The organism is Streptosporangium brasiliense (assembly GCF_030811595.1).
Lineage (GTDB): Bacteria > Actinomycetota > Actinomycetes > Streptosporangiales > Streptosporangiaceae > Streptosporangium > Streptosporangium brasiliense.
The window spans coordinates 5,504,158-5,518,527 of sequence record NZ_JAUSRB010000002.1 but is presented as its reverse complement, the minus strand read 5'-3'; the positions used below and the strand labels follow the sequence as shown (position 1 = coordinate 5,518,527).

Sequence of the window (14,370 nt, the reverse complement as noted above, 5' to 3'; positions counted from 1 at the left end):
CCGCCGCGTCAAGTGACGGTCAAGTCCCGCCCCGGGACGCGGGGGGCGCACTCCGGGAGCGGCCCGGCCGCGGGCGGCGCCTCCGGCCGCTACGGAGCCGCCGCGGGGCCACCGCAGGGCCACCCTGGGGCGCCGTCGGACTAGGTGAGCACCCGCAGCGAGCCCGGGACGACCTCGCAGGTGAGCGGGACCGGCCCGACCCGCTCGCCGTCGGCGTAGGCGACCACGCCGGGGGCCTCCAGGGTGATCCGGCGGGCGCGACGCATCGTGACGGCGGGGTGGCCCGCGTGGGAGCCCTTGTAGACGCGGGGGAAGGTACGCAGGAACTCGCCCTTGGGCACCGCCCCGAGGATCGTCACGTCCAGCAGCCCGTCGTCGGGGACGGCGTCCGGGCAGACCCGCATGCCGGCGCCGTAGGAGCTGGTGTTGCCGACCGCGACCAGCATGGCCTCGCGCTCGATCACCTCTCCGTCGAGATCGAGCCGGAACGGGATCGGCCGGAAGGAGCGCAGCTCCTCGGCCAGCGCCACCAGATATTTGGCCATGCCGGGCGGCCAGGTCATCCGGTTGGCCCGCTCGTTGACGCGGGAGTCGAACCCGCAGCAGACCACCCCGGCGAACCACTCGTCCGGACCGATCCTCGCGGCGTCGATCACCCGGGGCGCGCCCTTGAGCACGATGTCGGCGGCGGCGAGGGTGTCCTTCTTCGGCAGGCCGAGCGCGCCCGCGATGTCGTTGCCGGTCCCGGCGGGGATGACGCCCAGCGGCACGTCGGTCCCGGCGACCGCCTGGACCGCCAGGTGGACCAGGCCGTCGCCGCCGAAGGCGACCAGCGCGTCGGGCCCCTCGGCGACGGCCGTGCAGGCGCGCTCCAGCGCGTCGTCGGCCGACTCCCCGACGATCACCGAGACCTCGGCGCCGTCCCGCCGGAGCCTGTTGAGCACGGGTTCGAGCAGGCCGCGCGAGCGGCCGCCACGGGCGGCGGGGTTGGCGAGGACAGCGATCTCTCCGGGCACAGACCGGAACTTATCGCCTACTTGGCCGGGTCGGTATCCGTCGTGCCCAAATCGAGAGGAGAGTCGTCGTCGTCGAGACGGGAGGCCTCGTCGTCGGACAGGTGGGAGAAGTCGTCGCCCTTCGGCGCTCTCCGCTCCCGTACGTACATGAACCCCTCGGCGAGGGCGAACAGCACGACCATGGGGATGGCCAGCGCGATCATCGAGAACGGGTCGGTGCTGGGGGTGGCGATCGCGGCGAACAGGAACATGATGAAGATGACCATGCGGCGGTGCTTGGCCACCGTGGCACGGGGCAGGACGCCGATCACGTTCAGGAACACCATCAGCAGCGGCAGCTCGAAGGAGACGCCGAAGATGATGAGCATCACCAGCGCGTAGCTGAGGTATTCGTCCATCTCCAGCAGCGGGATCGCGTTGGTGGGCGCGAAGCCGAGCAGGATCGCCAGGCCGGTGTCCATGATGAAGTAGGCCAGCGCGGCGCCGGCCAGGAACAGCGGGATCGCCAGGGCGAGGAACGAGATCGAGTAGCGCTTCTCGTTGCGGTAGAGGCCGGGGGTCACGAAGGCCCAGATCTGATACAGCCAGACGGGCGAGGAGACCACCAGCGCGAACATCGCCGCGACCTTCAGGTTGACGAAGAACGCCTCGAAGACCCCGCGGATGGCGAAGGTGCACTCGCCCTCCCGCAGCAGGTGCGAGGCGGGCAGGTCGCAGTAGGGCTCGGTGATGAAGGTCCAGATCGGGTCGAAGAAGATGAACCCGACGACGATGCCCGCGACCAACGCGAGCAGCGCGATGACCAGCCGGTTGCGCAGCTCACGGAGATGCTCCATGAGCGGCATGCGCCCCTCAGCCGAGTCCGTGGACGACACCGGCCCGTTCGAGCCCGGCTTGGGCCATTTCAGCAGCGCCATTGACGAATCCCGGTCCGAGGAGTGAGTGATCAGGGGCGGGCCGGAAGCCTACTGGGGCTTCGGGGCACCGGCCTGAGCGCGCAGCCTGGCGGCCTGCTCCTCCAGGGCGCGGGCCTGCTCCTCGGCCGACGGCGCCGGAGCCGGGGCCGTGGCGAGCGGCTGCGGGGCCGGGGCGGCGGGCTGGGGCTGTGCCTGGACGACCGTGGCCGTCGGGGCGTCGGCGTCGTCGTCGTCGCGGAGCTTGGAGGTCTCCGCCTTGAAAATGCGCAGCGACCGGCCCAGTCCTCGAGCGGCGTCCGGCAGCTTCTTGGCACCGAACAGCAGCACCAGGATCAACCCGATGATGATCAGCTCAGTGGGTCCCAGGTTGGGCATGACACATCCTTAAGCCGAGCGACATGCAATCTCTGCCCCGATCGTACGCTGCCCGGGACACAGACTCATCCCTTCGGGGCCCGGATTGTCCCGGTCTTCTCGCTGAACAGGACCTGTGCGGGCTCCAGTCTGCGGCGCGTCCTGGCCACCTCCCGGCCCAGTTCCCGCACCGCCAGCAGCACGCGGACGCCCAGGAAGGCGAGGACGACCAGTCCCGCGAAGGCCAGCGCGACCGCGGCGAAGATCCAGCTCATTCGTGAGATCTTAACCTGGACGTCAGGAGACCGACTCGTAACGGTTGAGCGCGGACGTCGCGGCCCGCCGCACGCTCTCGGCCAGCGAGTCCGGTGACAGCACCCGCCCGCTGTCGCCCAGGCGCAGCGCCAGCCGTACCAGCCAGCCCTGGTCGCGCGCCCGCAGCGCCACCCGCAGCCGGCCCCCGCCGAGCTCCTCCACCCGCTCGCACGGGTAGTATTCGGCGACCCAGCGGCCGGCCGGGGTCAGCTCCAGCTCCACCAGCTCGTCGGTCGGGGAGGGCCGGAAGACCCCGGGGGTGACCTCGTCGGGCACCGCGCCGGCCGGCGGGTCGGCGGCCACGTCGAGGATGTCGACGGTGAGCATCCGGTCCAGCCGGAACAGCCGCACCGCCTCGGCGCGGTAGCACCAGCCCGACAGGTAGGAGCGGCCGTCCACCACGACCAGGCGCATCGGGTCGACCTCGCGCGGGGTGATCTCGTCGCGGCCCGGCACGTAGTAGCGCAGCGACAGCCGCCTGCCGCGGCGCAGCGCCTCGTTCACGGTGGGCAGCGCGTCCGGTGTGGCGTCGACCTCGACCGCGACCTGGCTGCTGACCGCGGCCGCGCCCGCCACGGAGGCCTGCTCGAACTTGGCGATGACCCGCGTCAGCGCGTCGCGCTCGCCGAACTCGGGCATCTCGGCGAGCATCCGCAGGGCCACCAGCAGCGCGCTGGCCTCGTCCACGCCCAGCCGCAGCGGGCGGGCGATGGTGTCGGCGTTGTCGATGACGATCTCGCCGCCGTCCCACGACACGTCGATCAGGTCGCCGGGGGTGTGGCCGGGCAGCCCGCACATCCACACCAGTTGCAGGTCGTCGATGAGCTGCTTCTCGCTGAGCCCGAAGATCTTCGCCACCTCGGGCACCTGGGCCCCGGGGTGCGACATCAGGTAGGGCACCAGTGCCAGCAGTCTGGGCAACCGGTCGGCCGTGCTCATGCTCCGCTCCACTCCGCGTCCGCGACGCCCCGCTCGCTCACTCGCCACTCCCCCGTGCCCGGCACGGCCCCGTCCCGCCTCACGCCAGCGCACCCTTCAGGCGGCAGATCACGGCGTCGCGGGCCTCCGGCGGCCCGGTCACCTCGGCGTCGGCGGCGAAGCCGACGACCCACCCGGCCAGCCGCTCGGGGTCGGTGAAGTCGACCTCCAGCTCGTCCCATCCGCCGGAGCCCGGCCGGACGGCCTTGGCCACCTGGCGCAGCCCCTGGCAGGTGCCCTCGCGGACCCGGATGAGGGCGGTACGCTCCCGGACCGTCAGGTCGTCGCCGTAGCCGACCATCGCCTTGATGTCGACGCCCTCGGGCACCACCACCGCGCCGGGGCGGCCCACCGGGGCGACCGGGCCACTGATCCGGCTGAGCCGGAACACCCGGGGGGCGTCGCGGTCACGGTCGTGGCCCACCACGTACCATCGGCCGCGCCGGCTGACCACGCCCCACGGCTCCACCGTGCGGGTCAGCACGCTCTCGCTGGCCGCCGCCCGGTAGGCGAAGCGGACCGCGCGCCGGTCGCGCACGGCCTCCCAGAGCGCGGGGAAGGCCGGGTCCTGGGTGTCCACCCGCAGTTCCAGCGCGCCGCCGAGCATCCCGCCCGCCTCGTCGGTCTCCACTCCCCCGGCGCGCAGCTTCAGCAGCGCCCCGCTGGCCGCCTCGGCCAGACTGGCCCGCTGCCACACCTGGGCCGCCAGGCCCACCACGGCCGCCTCGTCGGGCTCCAGGGTGATCTCGGGCAGCTCGTAGGCCTGCGGGACGATCCGGTAGCCCGGATCCTCCTCCCAGGGGTCCTTGTGGACCTCGATCGGTATGCCGATCTCGCGCAGCTCGTTCTTGTCGCGTTCGAACATCCGCTGGAAGGCCTCGTCGTTGGCGGCGTCGTAGCCGGGCACCGCCTGGCGGATGTGCTCGGCGCTGAGCGGCCGCCGCGTGGCCAGCAGGCAGATCACAAGGTTCAGCAACCGCTCTGTCTTCCGGCGCGACATCCGGCCTCCCTCCCTGTTCGAATGACGCTGTGTTCAGGTGACGCTACTCTTCCCCGCGTGATCAGATGGCGCAGGGGCGAGGTAGTACGGATCCGGCGCGAGTGGCCGGGGGCGGTGGAACTCGACGTCACCACCGAGGATGGCAGCGCGCGTGCGCTGGCCTATCCCGCCCTGGTGGGACGCCCGGAGCCCGGCGACGTGGTGCTGCTCAACACGACCGCGCTCGCGATGGGTCTTGGTACGGGAGGTTACGCCATGGTGGTGGCACTCCCTGACCGTTTACCGGAAGATCCGCAAGGCCCCGGACACCTGGTGAAGGCACGCTACACCCCGTTGCAGACCACCGTGCTCGGCGCGGACGAGCAGGACTCCCCCTTCCACGAGGCGCTGCGCGAGGCCGACTCCCTGGACGGCATGCCGGTGATCGTCGCCGACCTGCACTCGGCGCTCCCGGCGATCCTCTGCGGCCTGTACGGCGCGCACCCCCCGGGCGGGCCGGCCGGGGCGGGAGAGGCCGGGCCCGGGACGGGGGAGCCGAGACCTCCCCGGGTCGCCTACGTGATGCTCGACGGCGGCGCGCTGCCCGCCTGGTTCTCCATGTCGTGCGCCCAGCTCAGGGAGGCGGGCTGGCTGGACGGGGTGGTCACGGTGGGCCAGGCCTTCGGCGGCGACGTGGAGGCCGTGACGGTGCACACGGGCCTGCTCGCGGCCCGGCACGTCCTGGGCGCCGACGTGGCGGTCGTCACCCAGGGGCCGGGCAACCTGGGCACCGGCACCCGCTGGGGCTTCTCGGGCGTGTCGGCCGGGGAGGCGGTCAACGCCGCCGCAGTCCTGCGGGGGCGCCCGGTGGCGGCGCTGCGGGTCAGCGAGGGCGACCTGCGCGAGCGCCACATCGGCGTGTCCCACCACTCGCTGACCGCCTATGGCCGGGTCGCCCTGGCCCCGGCCCAGGTCGTCGTGCCGGAGCTGCCGGGCGACTTCGGCAGGCGGGTGGCCGAGCAGTCGCAGCCGCTGGCCGAGCGGCACGAGCTGGTCGGGGTGGCCGTGGACGGGCTCCACGAGGCGCTGCGGGGCTCTCCGGTGCGGCTGTCGACGATGGGCCGGGGGCTGGAGGAGGACCTGGCCTATTTCCTGACCTCGGCCGCCGCCGGACGCCACGCCGCCTCGCTGCTGTCGTAGAAGTCCTTGAAGGTGAAGGCCCGCGGGGTCGGGCCTTCGGCCTTCAGCAGCTCCAGGCGCTCCATCCCCTCGGCCAGGGTCGGGACGTGGTCCCGGGGGATCCACCACATCACGCTGTAGGGCTCCGCCATGCGCAGGAACCACTCCCTGCGCCGCTGCAGGACGCCCAGGTGCGCGCTGCGGTAGGTGAAGTCCCACAGCGTGTCGCGCGACTCCCACACCGAGAAGTTGATCAGCAGATGGTCGCCGTAGTCGTGCTCGACGGTGTCCTGGGGGGCGTCGCCGCCCTTGAGCCGCCACACGAAACCGGGCGCCTCGTCGGAGAGCCGGTTGATGGGGTCGAGGGCCGCGACGAAGTCGGCGAGCTCGGGCGAGTCCTTGGGCGCGCGCATGTGGGCGATGTTCAGCTGGGCCAGGTGCATGACGGTCAGCAGACCACCCCGCCCCCTTCTATGTCAATTTTTATTATTTTTAGAGATCCTCCTTGGAGAAGGCGACACAGCACTCCCCCGGGCGCGGGTCCAGCCGGGCCGCCACGGCTTCCTCGCCGAGCCCCGCCAGCAGCCCCTGGCACAGCGCCAGGTTCACCGAGCAGACCAGCAGCGGATGCTCCTCGGCGAGCAGGTGGAAGGGGCAGTTGCGCAGCCGTAGCCGCCCCTCCTCCTCGTACGGCTCGTAGCCGCGCCGGCGCAGCACCTCGCCGAGGTCCTCCCCCGGCCCGGCGAGCCCGGCCCCGGCCCGGCGGGCCACCCGCTCGGCCTGCTCGTCCCCGCCCAGCAGGTCCACCACCTCGGCCAGCGTCCGCGCCAGCGTCCGGTAGTCCCTGGCCGGGACGCTGACCTGCCACTCCCCCGGCGCCCGGCGGTAGACCTTCGACGGACGGCCGCTGCCCGGGCCGGTCCTGTCCGTCAGCCGCTTGAACCCCGCCTCCAGCAGCCCGGCCTCGACCAGCTTGTCCAGGTGGAAGGCGGCCAGGGTCCGCTGCACCCCCACCGCCTCGGCGGCCTCGTTGCGCCCCACCTCGCACCCCCGGGAGGCGACGTAGTCGTAGACGGCCCGCCGTACCGGATCGTGCAGGGCCGCCACCGTGTCGAGGTCATCGCTGCTCACAGCCCGGATTCTAGGGCGGGGCCGGGGCCGCCGCGCCGTACGGGGAAGGCAGCCCGGTCAGTAGGCGGCGAGGACGTCGACGACGAAGACGAGGGTGTCGGACGGCTTGACCAGCGGCGGCAGGCCGTCGCGGTAGCCGAGCGCCGGGGGGACGACCATGGCGACGCGGCTGCCGACCGGGACGCCGACCAGGGCCTTGTCCCAGCCGGGGATGACGCTGCCGTCACCGATCCGCACGGCCTTGGGCTGCCCGTCGCCCCACGTGGACTCGGCCGCGCCCGTGCCCCAGACCCTGCACTCGTACTGGGTGACCAGGAGCTGCCCGGCCTGGATCCTGGGCCCGTCGCCCCGGATGAGGACCTTGCTCCGCAGCTCCGCGGGCGGCCTGGCGTCCGGCAGGCTGACGGCCGGGCGCTCGCCGGACCCCCCGCCGATCTCGACCCCGGCGAGGGCGCCGGGGCCGCCCCTGCCCCGGGCCGCGGCATCCGGCGAGAACGCGCCCAGGACGTCGACCACGTAGAACAGCTCGTCGTCGGCGGTCATCCCGCCGGGCGGGTTGGGGCCGTAGCCCTCCCCGGGCGGGATGGCGGCCACGACGCGGCTGCCGACCCGGCGCCCCTGCAGGGCCTTGCCCACCCCGGAGATGGACCGGCCCAGCGGGAAGGAGGCGGGCGCGCCCTGGTTGAAGCTGGAGGCCAGCAACCGGTTGTCGGCACCGTCCCACACGTGCGCGGTGTAGTGGGCGACGACCAGGTCACCCCCCTTGATCACGTTCCCGGTGCCGGCCATCTGCTCGCGGATCCGCAGGTCGCCGGCGGGCTCGCCCTCGGGGAAGACGACCTTGGGCCTGACGCCGAAGTCTCCGAGCACCTCGATGTCCGGGCCCGGCCGCCCGCCGGCGGAGGTGCAGGCGGCGGCCAGCACGAGCGAGAGCGCGGCGAGCAGTGGCGGGGTACGCATGCGACTCCCAGGGCCGGGGGATGAGCCAACCCTAACGCCCTATTGGGAGAATTGTCAGTAGAGCGCGGAGCCCGGCCGTGCGGGCGCACGGCCGGGCTCCGGCGAGATCCGCGGCTGTCCGCGGAGCCGTCAGTAGGCGGCGACGACGTCCACGAGGAAGACCAGGGTGTCGGTGCCCTTGATCTTCTCGCCGGAGCCCTGCTTGCCGTAGCCGAGGTCCGGCGGGATGCTCAGCAGCACCCGGCTGCCGACCGGGACGCCGACCAGCCCCTGGTCCCAGCCCTTGATGACCTTGCCGGTGCCGATCTGGAACATGATCGGCTCACCGCCGCGCGACCAGCTGCTGTCGAACTCCAGGTCCGAGCCCCAGATCTTCCCGGCGTACTGGACCAGGATCGACTGGCCGGACTTGACCTCCGGCCCGCTGCCCTTGATCACCGTCTTGGCGACGAGCTCCTTGGGCGCCTTCTCCTTGGTCTTGGTGGTCAGCTTGGGCGCGGCGTCGCCGCCCGGGTTGTCCACCTTCACGCCCTTGAGGCCCGGGTCGGTCGCCTCACCCTTGGCCGCCTTGCTCTCGGGGACGCCCACCACGTCGACCACGAAGACCTGCGACTGGCCCGCGGGCGCCTGCGCCTGCTGCGCGGCGGGCAGCGCGTCCTTGGCGACGACCGACAGGAAGCGGCCGCCCCCCTTGGTCTCGGCGAAACCCTTGCGCAGGATCTGCGGGACCTGCTCGTTCATCGTGATGAGCTGGGGGCCGCCCTCGTCGTAGGTCGAGCCGGCCAGCTTGTTCTCCTTGCCGTCCCAGGTGTAGACGGTGAAGTTGGCCACCACGCTGCCGCCCTCCTTGGCGGCGGCGCCGACGGTGCCGGGCGTGATCACCTGGTAGGAGGAGGTCTCGACGACTTTCGCGGGGAAGGCCACCGTCGGCTTGGCGTTCGCCGCACCCGTCACCTTCAGCTCTGAGACCGCGCCGGCGGGGCTGCCGGAGGCGGTGCCGGTGGCGGCACCGCCTCCGGAGCCGCAGGCTGCGGCGAACAACAGAGGCACTGAGGCCAGGACGGCCAGGCTGCGGCGGCGCATAGGTATCCCTCAAGCAGACGTCAGGTTCGCGCCACATTACCCGTCCGGGCATACGGAAGAGTTAAGCCAGGGACCGATCTTGCCGAAGCGTGACCATCACATTCCCGCGATCAGTTTGTCCACCCTTTCGTCCACGCTGCGGAAGGGGTCCTTGCACAGCACGGTGCGCTGCGCCTGGTCGTTGAGCTTCAGGTGCACCCAGTCGACGGTGAAGTCGCGGCGCTTCTCCTGCGCCTTGCGGATGAACTCCCCGCGCAGGCGCGCCCGGGTGGTCTGCGGCGGCACCGACTTGGCCTCGAAGATCTTCAGGTCGGAGGCCACCCGCTCCACCGCGCCGCGCTTCTGCAGCAGGTAGAACAGGCCGCGGCGGCGGTGCACGTCGTGGTATGCCAGGTCGAGCTGGGCGACCCGGGGGCTCGACAGGGGCAGGTCGTACTTCTTGCGGTAGCGCTCGATCAGCTGGTATTTCGTCACCCAGTCGATCTCGCGGGCCACCAGGTCCAGGTTGCCGGTCTCGACGGCGTTGAGCGTGCGCTCCCACAGCTCCAGCACCCGGTGGCTGGTCTCGTCGCCGCCGCGGCGGTCGACGAAGTCACGGGCCTTGGAGAGGTATTCCTGCTGGATCTCCAGCGAGGACGCCTCGCGGCCGTTGGCCAGCCGCACGCGCCGCCGCCCGGTCATGTCGTGGGAGACCTCCCGGATCGCCCGGATCGGGTTCTCCAGCGACAGGTCGCGCATCACCGTGCCCGCCTCGATCATGCGCAGCACCAGGTCGGTCGCGCCGACCTTGAGCAGCATGGTCGTCTCGCTCATGTTGGAGTCGCCGACGATGACGTGCAGGCGGCGGAAGCGCTCGGCGTCGGCGTGCGGCTCGTCGCGGGTGTTGATGATCGGGCGCGACCGGGTGGTCGCGCTGGAGACGCCCTCCCAGATGTGCTCGGCCCGCTGGGAGACGCAGTAGACCGCCCCACGGGGGGTCTGCAGCACCTTCCCGGCACCGCAGACGATCTGCCGGGTCACCAGGAAGGGGATCAGCACATCGGCCAGGCGGCCGAACTCGCCGTGCCGTCCCACCAGGTAGTTCTCGTGGCAGCCGTAGGAGTTTCCGGCCGAGTCGGTGTTGTTCTTGAACAGGTAGATGTCGCCGGCGATGCCCTCCTCGCGGAGCCGCTTCTCGGCGTCGACGAGGAGACCCTCCAGGATCCGCTCCCCCGCCTTGTCGTGGGTGACGAGCTCCACGACGTTGTCGCACTCGGGGGTGGCGTATTCGGGATGGCTGCCCACGTCCAGATAGAGACGGGCGCCGTTGCGCAGGAAGACGTTGCTCGATCGGCCCCATGAGACGACCCGGCGGAATAGATAACGCGCGACCTCGTCGGGTGACAGCCGCCGCTGCCCCCTGAACGTGCAGGTGACGCCGTACTCGTTCTCAAGCCCGAAGATGCGACGATCCATTGCCTCACACTATTCGCCGAACCCCTCTTGCGGGAGGGATCAATGAGGTTTTCGGTCGTACGGCTTATGCCCCGGGCGATGTAGTGCTAAGCACGGGCACGGCCGCGCGCGGCGGCCGTGCGGACGGGCTCAGGGGGTGTAGATCTCCTGGAGCTTGACGATCTCCCCCCGGTAGACGGTGATCAGCGACGGGCGCCGGTACTCCTTGACCCGGGCCAGCAGCGTCGCGCGGGAGCAGCGCTTGGCGCCCAGACCCTGCCTGTTCACGGTGAAGCCCGCCAGATCGGCCGAGCAGCCGAAGGCGCTGAGGAAGACGACTTTCTTGGCCACAGGCGAGGCGTAGGCGGCGACGTGGCCCTCCGACGGGCCCACGAAGTGGCCCTCGGTGTATTTGTCCTTCACCCACTTGATCGGCGTGTACTCCACCTGGCCGGTGCTCACGTGGGTGATCCAGCCTCGCAGGATGCCGTCCTTGCGGGGGCTGATGCGCTTGGTGAAGTCGTGGCCGGGGTCGGCCTGGAATGTCGTGCCGAAGATCTTCGGCACGGGGAAGTCGGGGACCGTCGCGGCCTCGGCGGGGACCGCCCCGGCCAGGGCGAGGGCGAACACGGCGGCGACAGTCGGCAGGGAGCGCTTCATGCCCGATACGACGACGGCTGCGGGGGTCCGGTTGCCCGGTGATCAGGTGATCCACATCACACGGCGAGCGCCGCGCCCCCCACGCGAGGGGCGCGGCGCTCGCCGTCGCGTGGTCAGCCGCCCGAGCCGGTGTCGATCTCCCCCTCGGGGGCGGTGGGCGGAGCGTCGGCCGCCCCGGGCTCGGGGGCCGGCGCGGCCGCCCCGGCCCCCTCGGCCAGCAGCCGCTCCAGCCTCGGGCCGGTGAGCCGCAGGAACTTGCGGTGCGGCCGGTTGCGGTCGAGCACCGCGACCTCGAGCTGGCTCGCCGGGGAGCGTTCGCCGCCCGGTTCGGTCAGCGCGAACAGCGCCGCCTCCAGCGCCTCGGCCAGCGGCAGGCCGTCGCGGTAGCGCTCCTTGAGCCGGCCCGCGACCGCCTCGGCCTGGCCGCCCATCGCCACCAGGCCGGTCTCGTCGAAGACCGAGCCGTCGAAGGTGAGGCGGTAGATGTGGTCCTCGTCGGAGGAGTCGCCGACCTCGGCGACCACGATCTCGACCTCGAAGGGCTTCATCGACTCGGTGAAGATCTGGCCGAGGTTCTGCGCGTAGAGGTTGGCCAGGCCCCGCGCGGTGACGTCGTCGCGGGCGTAGTTGTAGCCGTTGATGTCGGCGTAGCGGATGCCGCCGAGCCGCAGCGCCTCGAACTCGTTGTAGCGGCCGACCGCGGCGAACCCGATCCTGTCGTAGATCTCACTGATCTTGTGCAGGGCACGCGAGGGGTTGGGGGCGACGAACAGGATGCCGTGCTCGTACTGCAGAACGACGACGCTACGGCCCCGCGCGATCCCCTTGCGCGCGTAGTCCGCCTTGTCCCGCATCTGCTGCTCGGGCGAGACATATCCAAAAGGCATGGACACCTGGGGTGTTCCTCTCGTGTTAGCGCAGCGGGGCGGCGGGGCCGTCGGGGGAGCTCATCCGCTCGTCGATGACGGTCTGGACGTATCCGGCCACCTCGTCGTCGGACAGGCGGCGGAAGCCGTCGGCGGTGATCAGCGCGACGACGGGCCAGATCTTGCGGGTGACGTCGGGGCCGCCGGTCGCCGAGTCGTCGTCGGCGGCGTCGTAGAGCGAGTGGATGAGCGCCAGCACGGTGTCCTCCGGCGAGGCGTTCTCCCGGTAGAGCTTCTTCAGGGCGCCGCGCGCGAAGATCGAGCCGGAGCCGATCGAATGGTATTGCTGCTGTTCGTAGGGGCCGCCTCCGACGTCGTAGCCGAAGATCCGGCCGCCGTCGATCTCGGGGTCGTAGGCGGCGAACAGCGGCACCACGACCAGTCCCTGCATCGCCATGCCGAGGTTGCCGCGGATCATGGTGGCGAGCCGGTTGGCCTTGCCCGCCACCGAGAGCGTGCGGCCCTCCATCTTCTCGTAGTGCTCAAGCTCGACCCGGTAGAGCCGGGCCATCTCGATGCCGGTGCTCGCCGCCCCGGCGATGCCCATGCACGAGTAGTCGTCGGTCCGGAACACCTTCTCCATGTCCCGCTGGGAGATGATGTTGCCCGAGGTCGCCCGGCGGTCACCGGCCATCACCACACCGCCCGCGCAGGTCGCCGCGACGATCGTGGTGGCATGGGGAATCCGGTCGCCGACCGGCGCCGCCAGGGCCTCGTTCCGGCCGGGCAACAAGTCCGGCGCGTAGGAGCCGACGAACTCGGTGAACGAGGAAATGCCGCTGTTCGTGAAGATGTGATTCACCATGCCGGCGGGCAGGTCCCTGTGCGATCCCACGCGACTCCCTCCAAAGGTGCGGTCCTTTAAGGCCCGACCTTACTCATCTTGCCGTGCTGCTTGCACTTCCCTGGATCAGCTCAGCGCGAACCACCTCCGATCGGATCTTTGAATCTTTACGCCCGGGTAAGCCCGTGTAATTGTCGAGTTGTCGTGACATGCCTAACCCTCAAGAAGAGGTCACCGTGAGACTCTTCCGCCGACCGGTCCTGATTGCGACACTTACCGCCGCCGTCCTCACGCTGCCCGCCTGCGGCTCCGGCGCCCCCGCCGGGGAAGGCGGCACCACCCTGACCATCACCGCCAACTCCATCTCCGGCGGCAAGAACGCGGCCGGCGCCGACTGGATCAAGCAGTGGGTCATCCCCCGGTTCGAGGCCGCGCAGAAGGCCGCCGGACACGAGGTCCGCGTCCTGTTCCAGCCGAACGGCGTGGACGACGAGCAGTACAAGACGAAGGTCGCGCTGGATCTGAAGTCGAGGACCGGCGCCGACGTGATCGACCTCGACGGGATCTGGGTGGGCGAGTTCGCCCAGGCCGGATACGTCAAGCCGCTCGCCGAGGTGGGCGGGGCGGCCGTGGAGACGTGGGAGGGGTGGAGGCAGATCCCCCAGGCCGTGCAGGGGCTGGGCATCTTCGACGGCAAGAAGTACGGGCTGCCGCAGGGGACCGACGGGCGGGTCCTCTACTACAACAGGGAGCTGTTCCGGAAGGCCGGCCTGCCGGAGCGGTGGCAGCCGGGCAGCTGGCAGGAGATCCTCGACGCGGGGGCCGCGCTGAAGAAGATCCCCGGCGTGACGCCGATCCAGCTCAACGCGGGCACCGCGATGGGCGAGGCGACCGCGATGCAGGGCGCGCTGCCCCTGCTGGCCGGCGCCGGCGCGGAGATCTACGCCGGCGGCAAGTGGGCCGGCTCCTCCCAGGCGGTCAAGGACGTGCTGGGGTTCTACCGGCAGATCTACGCGGGCGGGCTGGGCGACCCGAAGCTCCAGCAGGAGGCCAAGGGCCGCGACAAGTCCTTCGCCGAGTTCGCCGACGGCAGGATCGGCATCCTCGCCGAGGGTGACTACTTCTGGCGGGCGGTGATCGACCCCAAGGTGGGCGTGGCCCCGATGGCCGACCGCGACCGGGTGGTGGGCTACGCCAAGATCCCCGCCATACGGCCCGGCGCCGGGATCCGCGGCCAGGACTTCGTCAGCATGTCCGGCGGAGCCGTACGGGTGCTGAACCCCTTCTCCAGGAACCCCCGGCAGGCGTGGGAGCTGCTGTCGTTCATGCACTCGGCCGAGGCGGTCAAGGCCGAGCTCGCCGGGGCCGCCCGCGTCACCTCCCGCTCCGACGTCAACGCCGACGTCCTCGCCGCCGACCCGATGCTGAAGTTCATCTCCGAGGAGGTCCTGCCGATCACCGCCTACCGCCCCGGCCTGGCCGTCTACCCCCAGGTGTCGGCCGCCCTGCAGGAGGCGACGGCGGACGTCGTCGCCGGCCGGACCGCCGAGCAGGCCGCCACCGCCTACCGGGCCAAAGTGGAAGGACTGGTCGGTGGCTCCGGCAACCTCGCCGACTGACCCCAAGGCCGTACCGGCCGACCGGACCGAGGAGC

General features: G+C 71.3%; 16 protein-coding genes. 2 read left to right on the top strand and 14 right to left on the bottom strand.

What is annotated here, in order from left to right; genetic code table 11:
* Window positions 1-140 precede the first annotated feature (140 nt).
* The 6 genes from J2S55_RS33795 to J2S55_RS33770 all read right to left on the bottom strand — a co-directional run bounded on the left by J2S55_RS33795 (window position 141) and on the right by J2S55_RS33770 (window position 4,580).
* Window positions 141-1,016 carry a diacylglycerol kinase gene (locus J2S55_RS33795; RefSeq protein WP_306869210.1) on the bottom strand — a complete coding sequence of 292 codons (876 nt, stop codon included), beginning with the start codon at window positions 1,014-1,016 and terminating at the stop codon, window positions 141-143.
* A gap of 17 nt (window positions 1,017-1,033) precedes the next feature.
* A complete protein-coding gene (gene tatC, locus J2S55_RS33790; RefSeq protein WP_442480492.1) occupies window positions 1,034-1,852 on the bottom strand; it encodes a twin-arginine translocase subunit TatC in 819 nt (272 codons plus the stop codon).
* A 129-nt stretch (window positions 1,853-1,981) separates the two neighbouring features.
* Window positions 1,982-2,308 carry a Sec-independent protein translocase subunit TatA gene (tatA, locus tag J2S55_RS33785; RefSeq protein ID WP_306869206.1) on the bottom strand — a complete coding sequence of 109 codons (327 nt, stop codon included), beginning with the start codon at window positions 2,306-2,308 and terminating at the stop codon, window positions 1,982-1,984.
* Between the two features lie 65 nt (window positions 2,309-2,373).
* Window positions 2,374-2,562, bottom strand: coding sequence for a hypothetical protein (locus J2S55_RS33780; protein WP_306869203.1), 189 nt, complete (start codon window positions 2,560-2,562; stop codon window positions 2,374-2,376).
* A gap of 22 nt (window positions 2,563-2,584) precedes the next feature.
* Window positions 2,585-3,541, bottom strand: coding sequence for a helix-turn-helix transcriptional regulator (locus tag J2S55_RS33775; RefSeq protein WP_306869201.1), 957 nt, complete (start codon window positions 3,539-3,541; stop codon window positions 2,585-2,587).
* Window positions 3,542-3,620: 79 nt separating this feature from the next.
* Window positions 3,621-4,580, bottom strand: a complete 960-nt coding sequence (locus J2S55_RS33770) for a helix-turn-helix transcriptional regulator (RefSeq protein WP_306869198.1) — start codon at window positions 4,578-4,580, stop codon at window positions 3,621-3,623.
* 57 nt (window positions 4,581-4,637) lie between these two features.
* On the opposite strand from J2S55_RS33770, the gene J2S55_RS33765 reads away from it, so the two are divergent.
* Window positions 4,638-5,759 (top strand): DUF3866 family protein, encoded by a 1,122-nt coding sequence (locus J2S55_RS33765; RefSeq protein WP_306869195.1) that lies wholly within the window; start codon window positions 4,638-4,640, stop codon window positions 5,757-5,759.
* Here J2S55_RS33765 and J2S55_RS33760 read toward each other — a convergent pair.
* The 8 genes from J2S55_RS33760 to prcB form a co-directional block, all read right to left on the bottom strand.
* On the bottom strand, window positions 5,705-6,181 hold the full coding sequence (locus J2S55_RS33760; RefSeq protein ID WP_306869192.1) for a DUF3291 domain-containing protein: 477 nt from the start codon (window positions 6,179-6,181) through the stop codon (window positions 5,705-5,707). The two genes, J2S55_RS33765 and J2S55_RS33760, sit on opposite strands and share 55 nt — an antisense overlap.
* A gap of 49 nt (window positions 6,182-6,230) precedes the next feature.
* Entirely contained in the window at window positions 6,231-6,869 is a 639-nt protein-coding gene (locus J2S55_RS33755) for a helix-turn-helix transcriptional regulator (RefSeq protein ID WP_306869190.1), read from the bottom strand.
* A gap of 57 nt (window positions 6,870-6,926) precedes the next feature.
* Window positions 6,927-7,829, bottom strand: a complete 903-nt coding sequence (locus J2S55_RS33750) for an FKBP-type peptidyl-prolyl cis-trans isomerase (protein WP_306869187.1) — start codon at window positions 7,827-7,829, stop codon at window positions 6,927-6,929.
* Between the two features lie 129 nt (window positions 7,830-7,958).
* Window positions 7,959-8,879 (bottom strand): FKBP-type peptidyl-prolyl cis-trans isomerase, encoded by a 921-nt coding sequence (locus J2S55_RS33745; RefSeq protein WP_306869182.1) that lies wholly within the window; start codon window positions 8,877-8,879, stop codon window positions 7,959-7,961.
* A gap of 129 nt (window positions 8,880-9,008) precedes the next feature.
* A complete protein-coding gene (gene pafA / locus J2S55_RS33740; RefSeq protein ID WP_031161482.1) occupies window positions 9,009-10,367 on the bottom strand; it encodes a Pup--protein ligase in 1,359 nt (452 codons plus the stop codon).
* Between the two features lie 129 nt (window positions 10,368-10,496).
* Entirely contained in the window at window positions 10,497-11,006 is a 510-nt protein-coding gene (locus J2S55_RS33735) for a hypothetical protein (RefSeq protein ID WP_306869178.1), read from the bottom strand.
* Window positions 11,007-11,119: 113 nt separating this feature from the next.
* Window positions 11,120-11,893, bottom strand: coding sequence for a proteasome subunit alpha (prcA, locus tag J2S55_RS33730; RefSeq protein ID WP_306875687.1), 774 nt, complete (start codon window positions 11,891-11,893; stop codon window positions 11,120-11,122).
* A gap of 25 nt (window positions 11,894-11,918) precedes the next feature.
* The gene (gene prcB, locus J2S55_RS33725) at window positions 11,919-12,767 is read right to left on the bottom strand and encodes a proteasome subunit beta (protein ID WP_370879724.1); all 849 of its coding nucleotides are present in this window, start codon (window positions 12,765-12,767) and stop codon (window positions 11,919-11,921) included.
* A 185-nt stretch (window positions 12,768-12,952) separates the two neighbouring features.
* On the opposite strand from prcB, the gene J2S55_RS33720 reads away from it, so the two are divergent.
* The gene (locus J2S55_RS33720; RefSeq protein ID WP_306869176.1) at window positions 12,953-14,335 is read left to right on the top strand and encodes an extracellular solute-binding protein; all 1,383 of its coding nucleotides are present in this window, start codon (window positions 12,953-12,955) and stop codon (window positions 14,333-14,335) included.
* Window positions 14,336-14,370 lie beyond the last annotated feature (35 nt).

Excerpts from the sequence above, each read along its gene's own strand:
- tatC (WP_442480492.1), bottom strand. The coding sequence starts at position 1,852 with ATGGAGCATCTCCGTGAGCTGCGCAACCGGCTGGTCATCGCGCTGCTC.
- tatA (WP_306869206.1), bottom strand. The coding sequence starts at position 2,308 with ATGCCCAACCTGGGACCCACTGAGCTGATCATCATCGGGTTGATCCTG.
- J2S55_RS33780 (WP_306869203.1), bottom strand. The coding sequence starts at position 2,562 with ATGAGCTGGATCTTCGCCGCGGTCGCGCTGGCCTTCGCGGGACTGGTC.
- J2S55_RS33775 (WP_306869201.1), bottom strand. The coding sequence starts at position 3,541 with ATGAGCACGGCCGACCGGTTGCCCAGACTGCTGGCACTGGTGCCCTAC.
- J2S55_RS33770 (WP_306869198.1), bottom strand. The coding sequence starts at position 4,580 with ATGTCGCGCCGGAAGACAGAGCGGTTGCTGAACCTTGTGATCTGCCTG.
- J2S55_RS33760 (WP_306869192.1), bottom strand. The coding sequence starts at position 6,181 with ATGCACCTGGCCCAGCTGAACATCGCCCACATGCGCGCGCCCAAGGAC.
- J2S55_RS33750 (WP_306869187.1), bottom strand. The coding sequence starts at position 7,829 with ATGCGTACCCCGCCACTGCTCGCCGCGCTCTCGCTCGTGCTGGCCGCC.
- pafA (WP_031161482.1), bottom strand. The coding sequence starts at position 10,367 with ATGGATCGTCGCATCTTCGGGCTTGAGAACGAGTACGGCGTCACCTGC.
- J2S55_RS33735 (WP_306869178.1), bottom strand. The coding sequence starts at position 11,006 with ATGAAGCGCTCCCTGCCGACTGTCGCCGCCGTGTTCGCCCTCGCCCTG.
- prcA (WP_306875687.1), bottom strand. The coding sequence starts at position 11,893 with ATGCCTTTTGGATATGTCTCGCCCGAGCAGCAGATGCGGGACAAGGCG.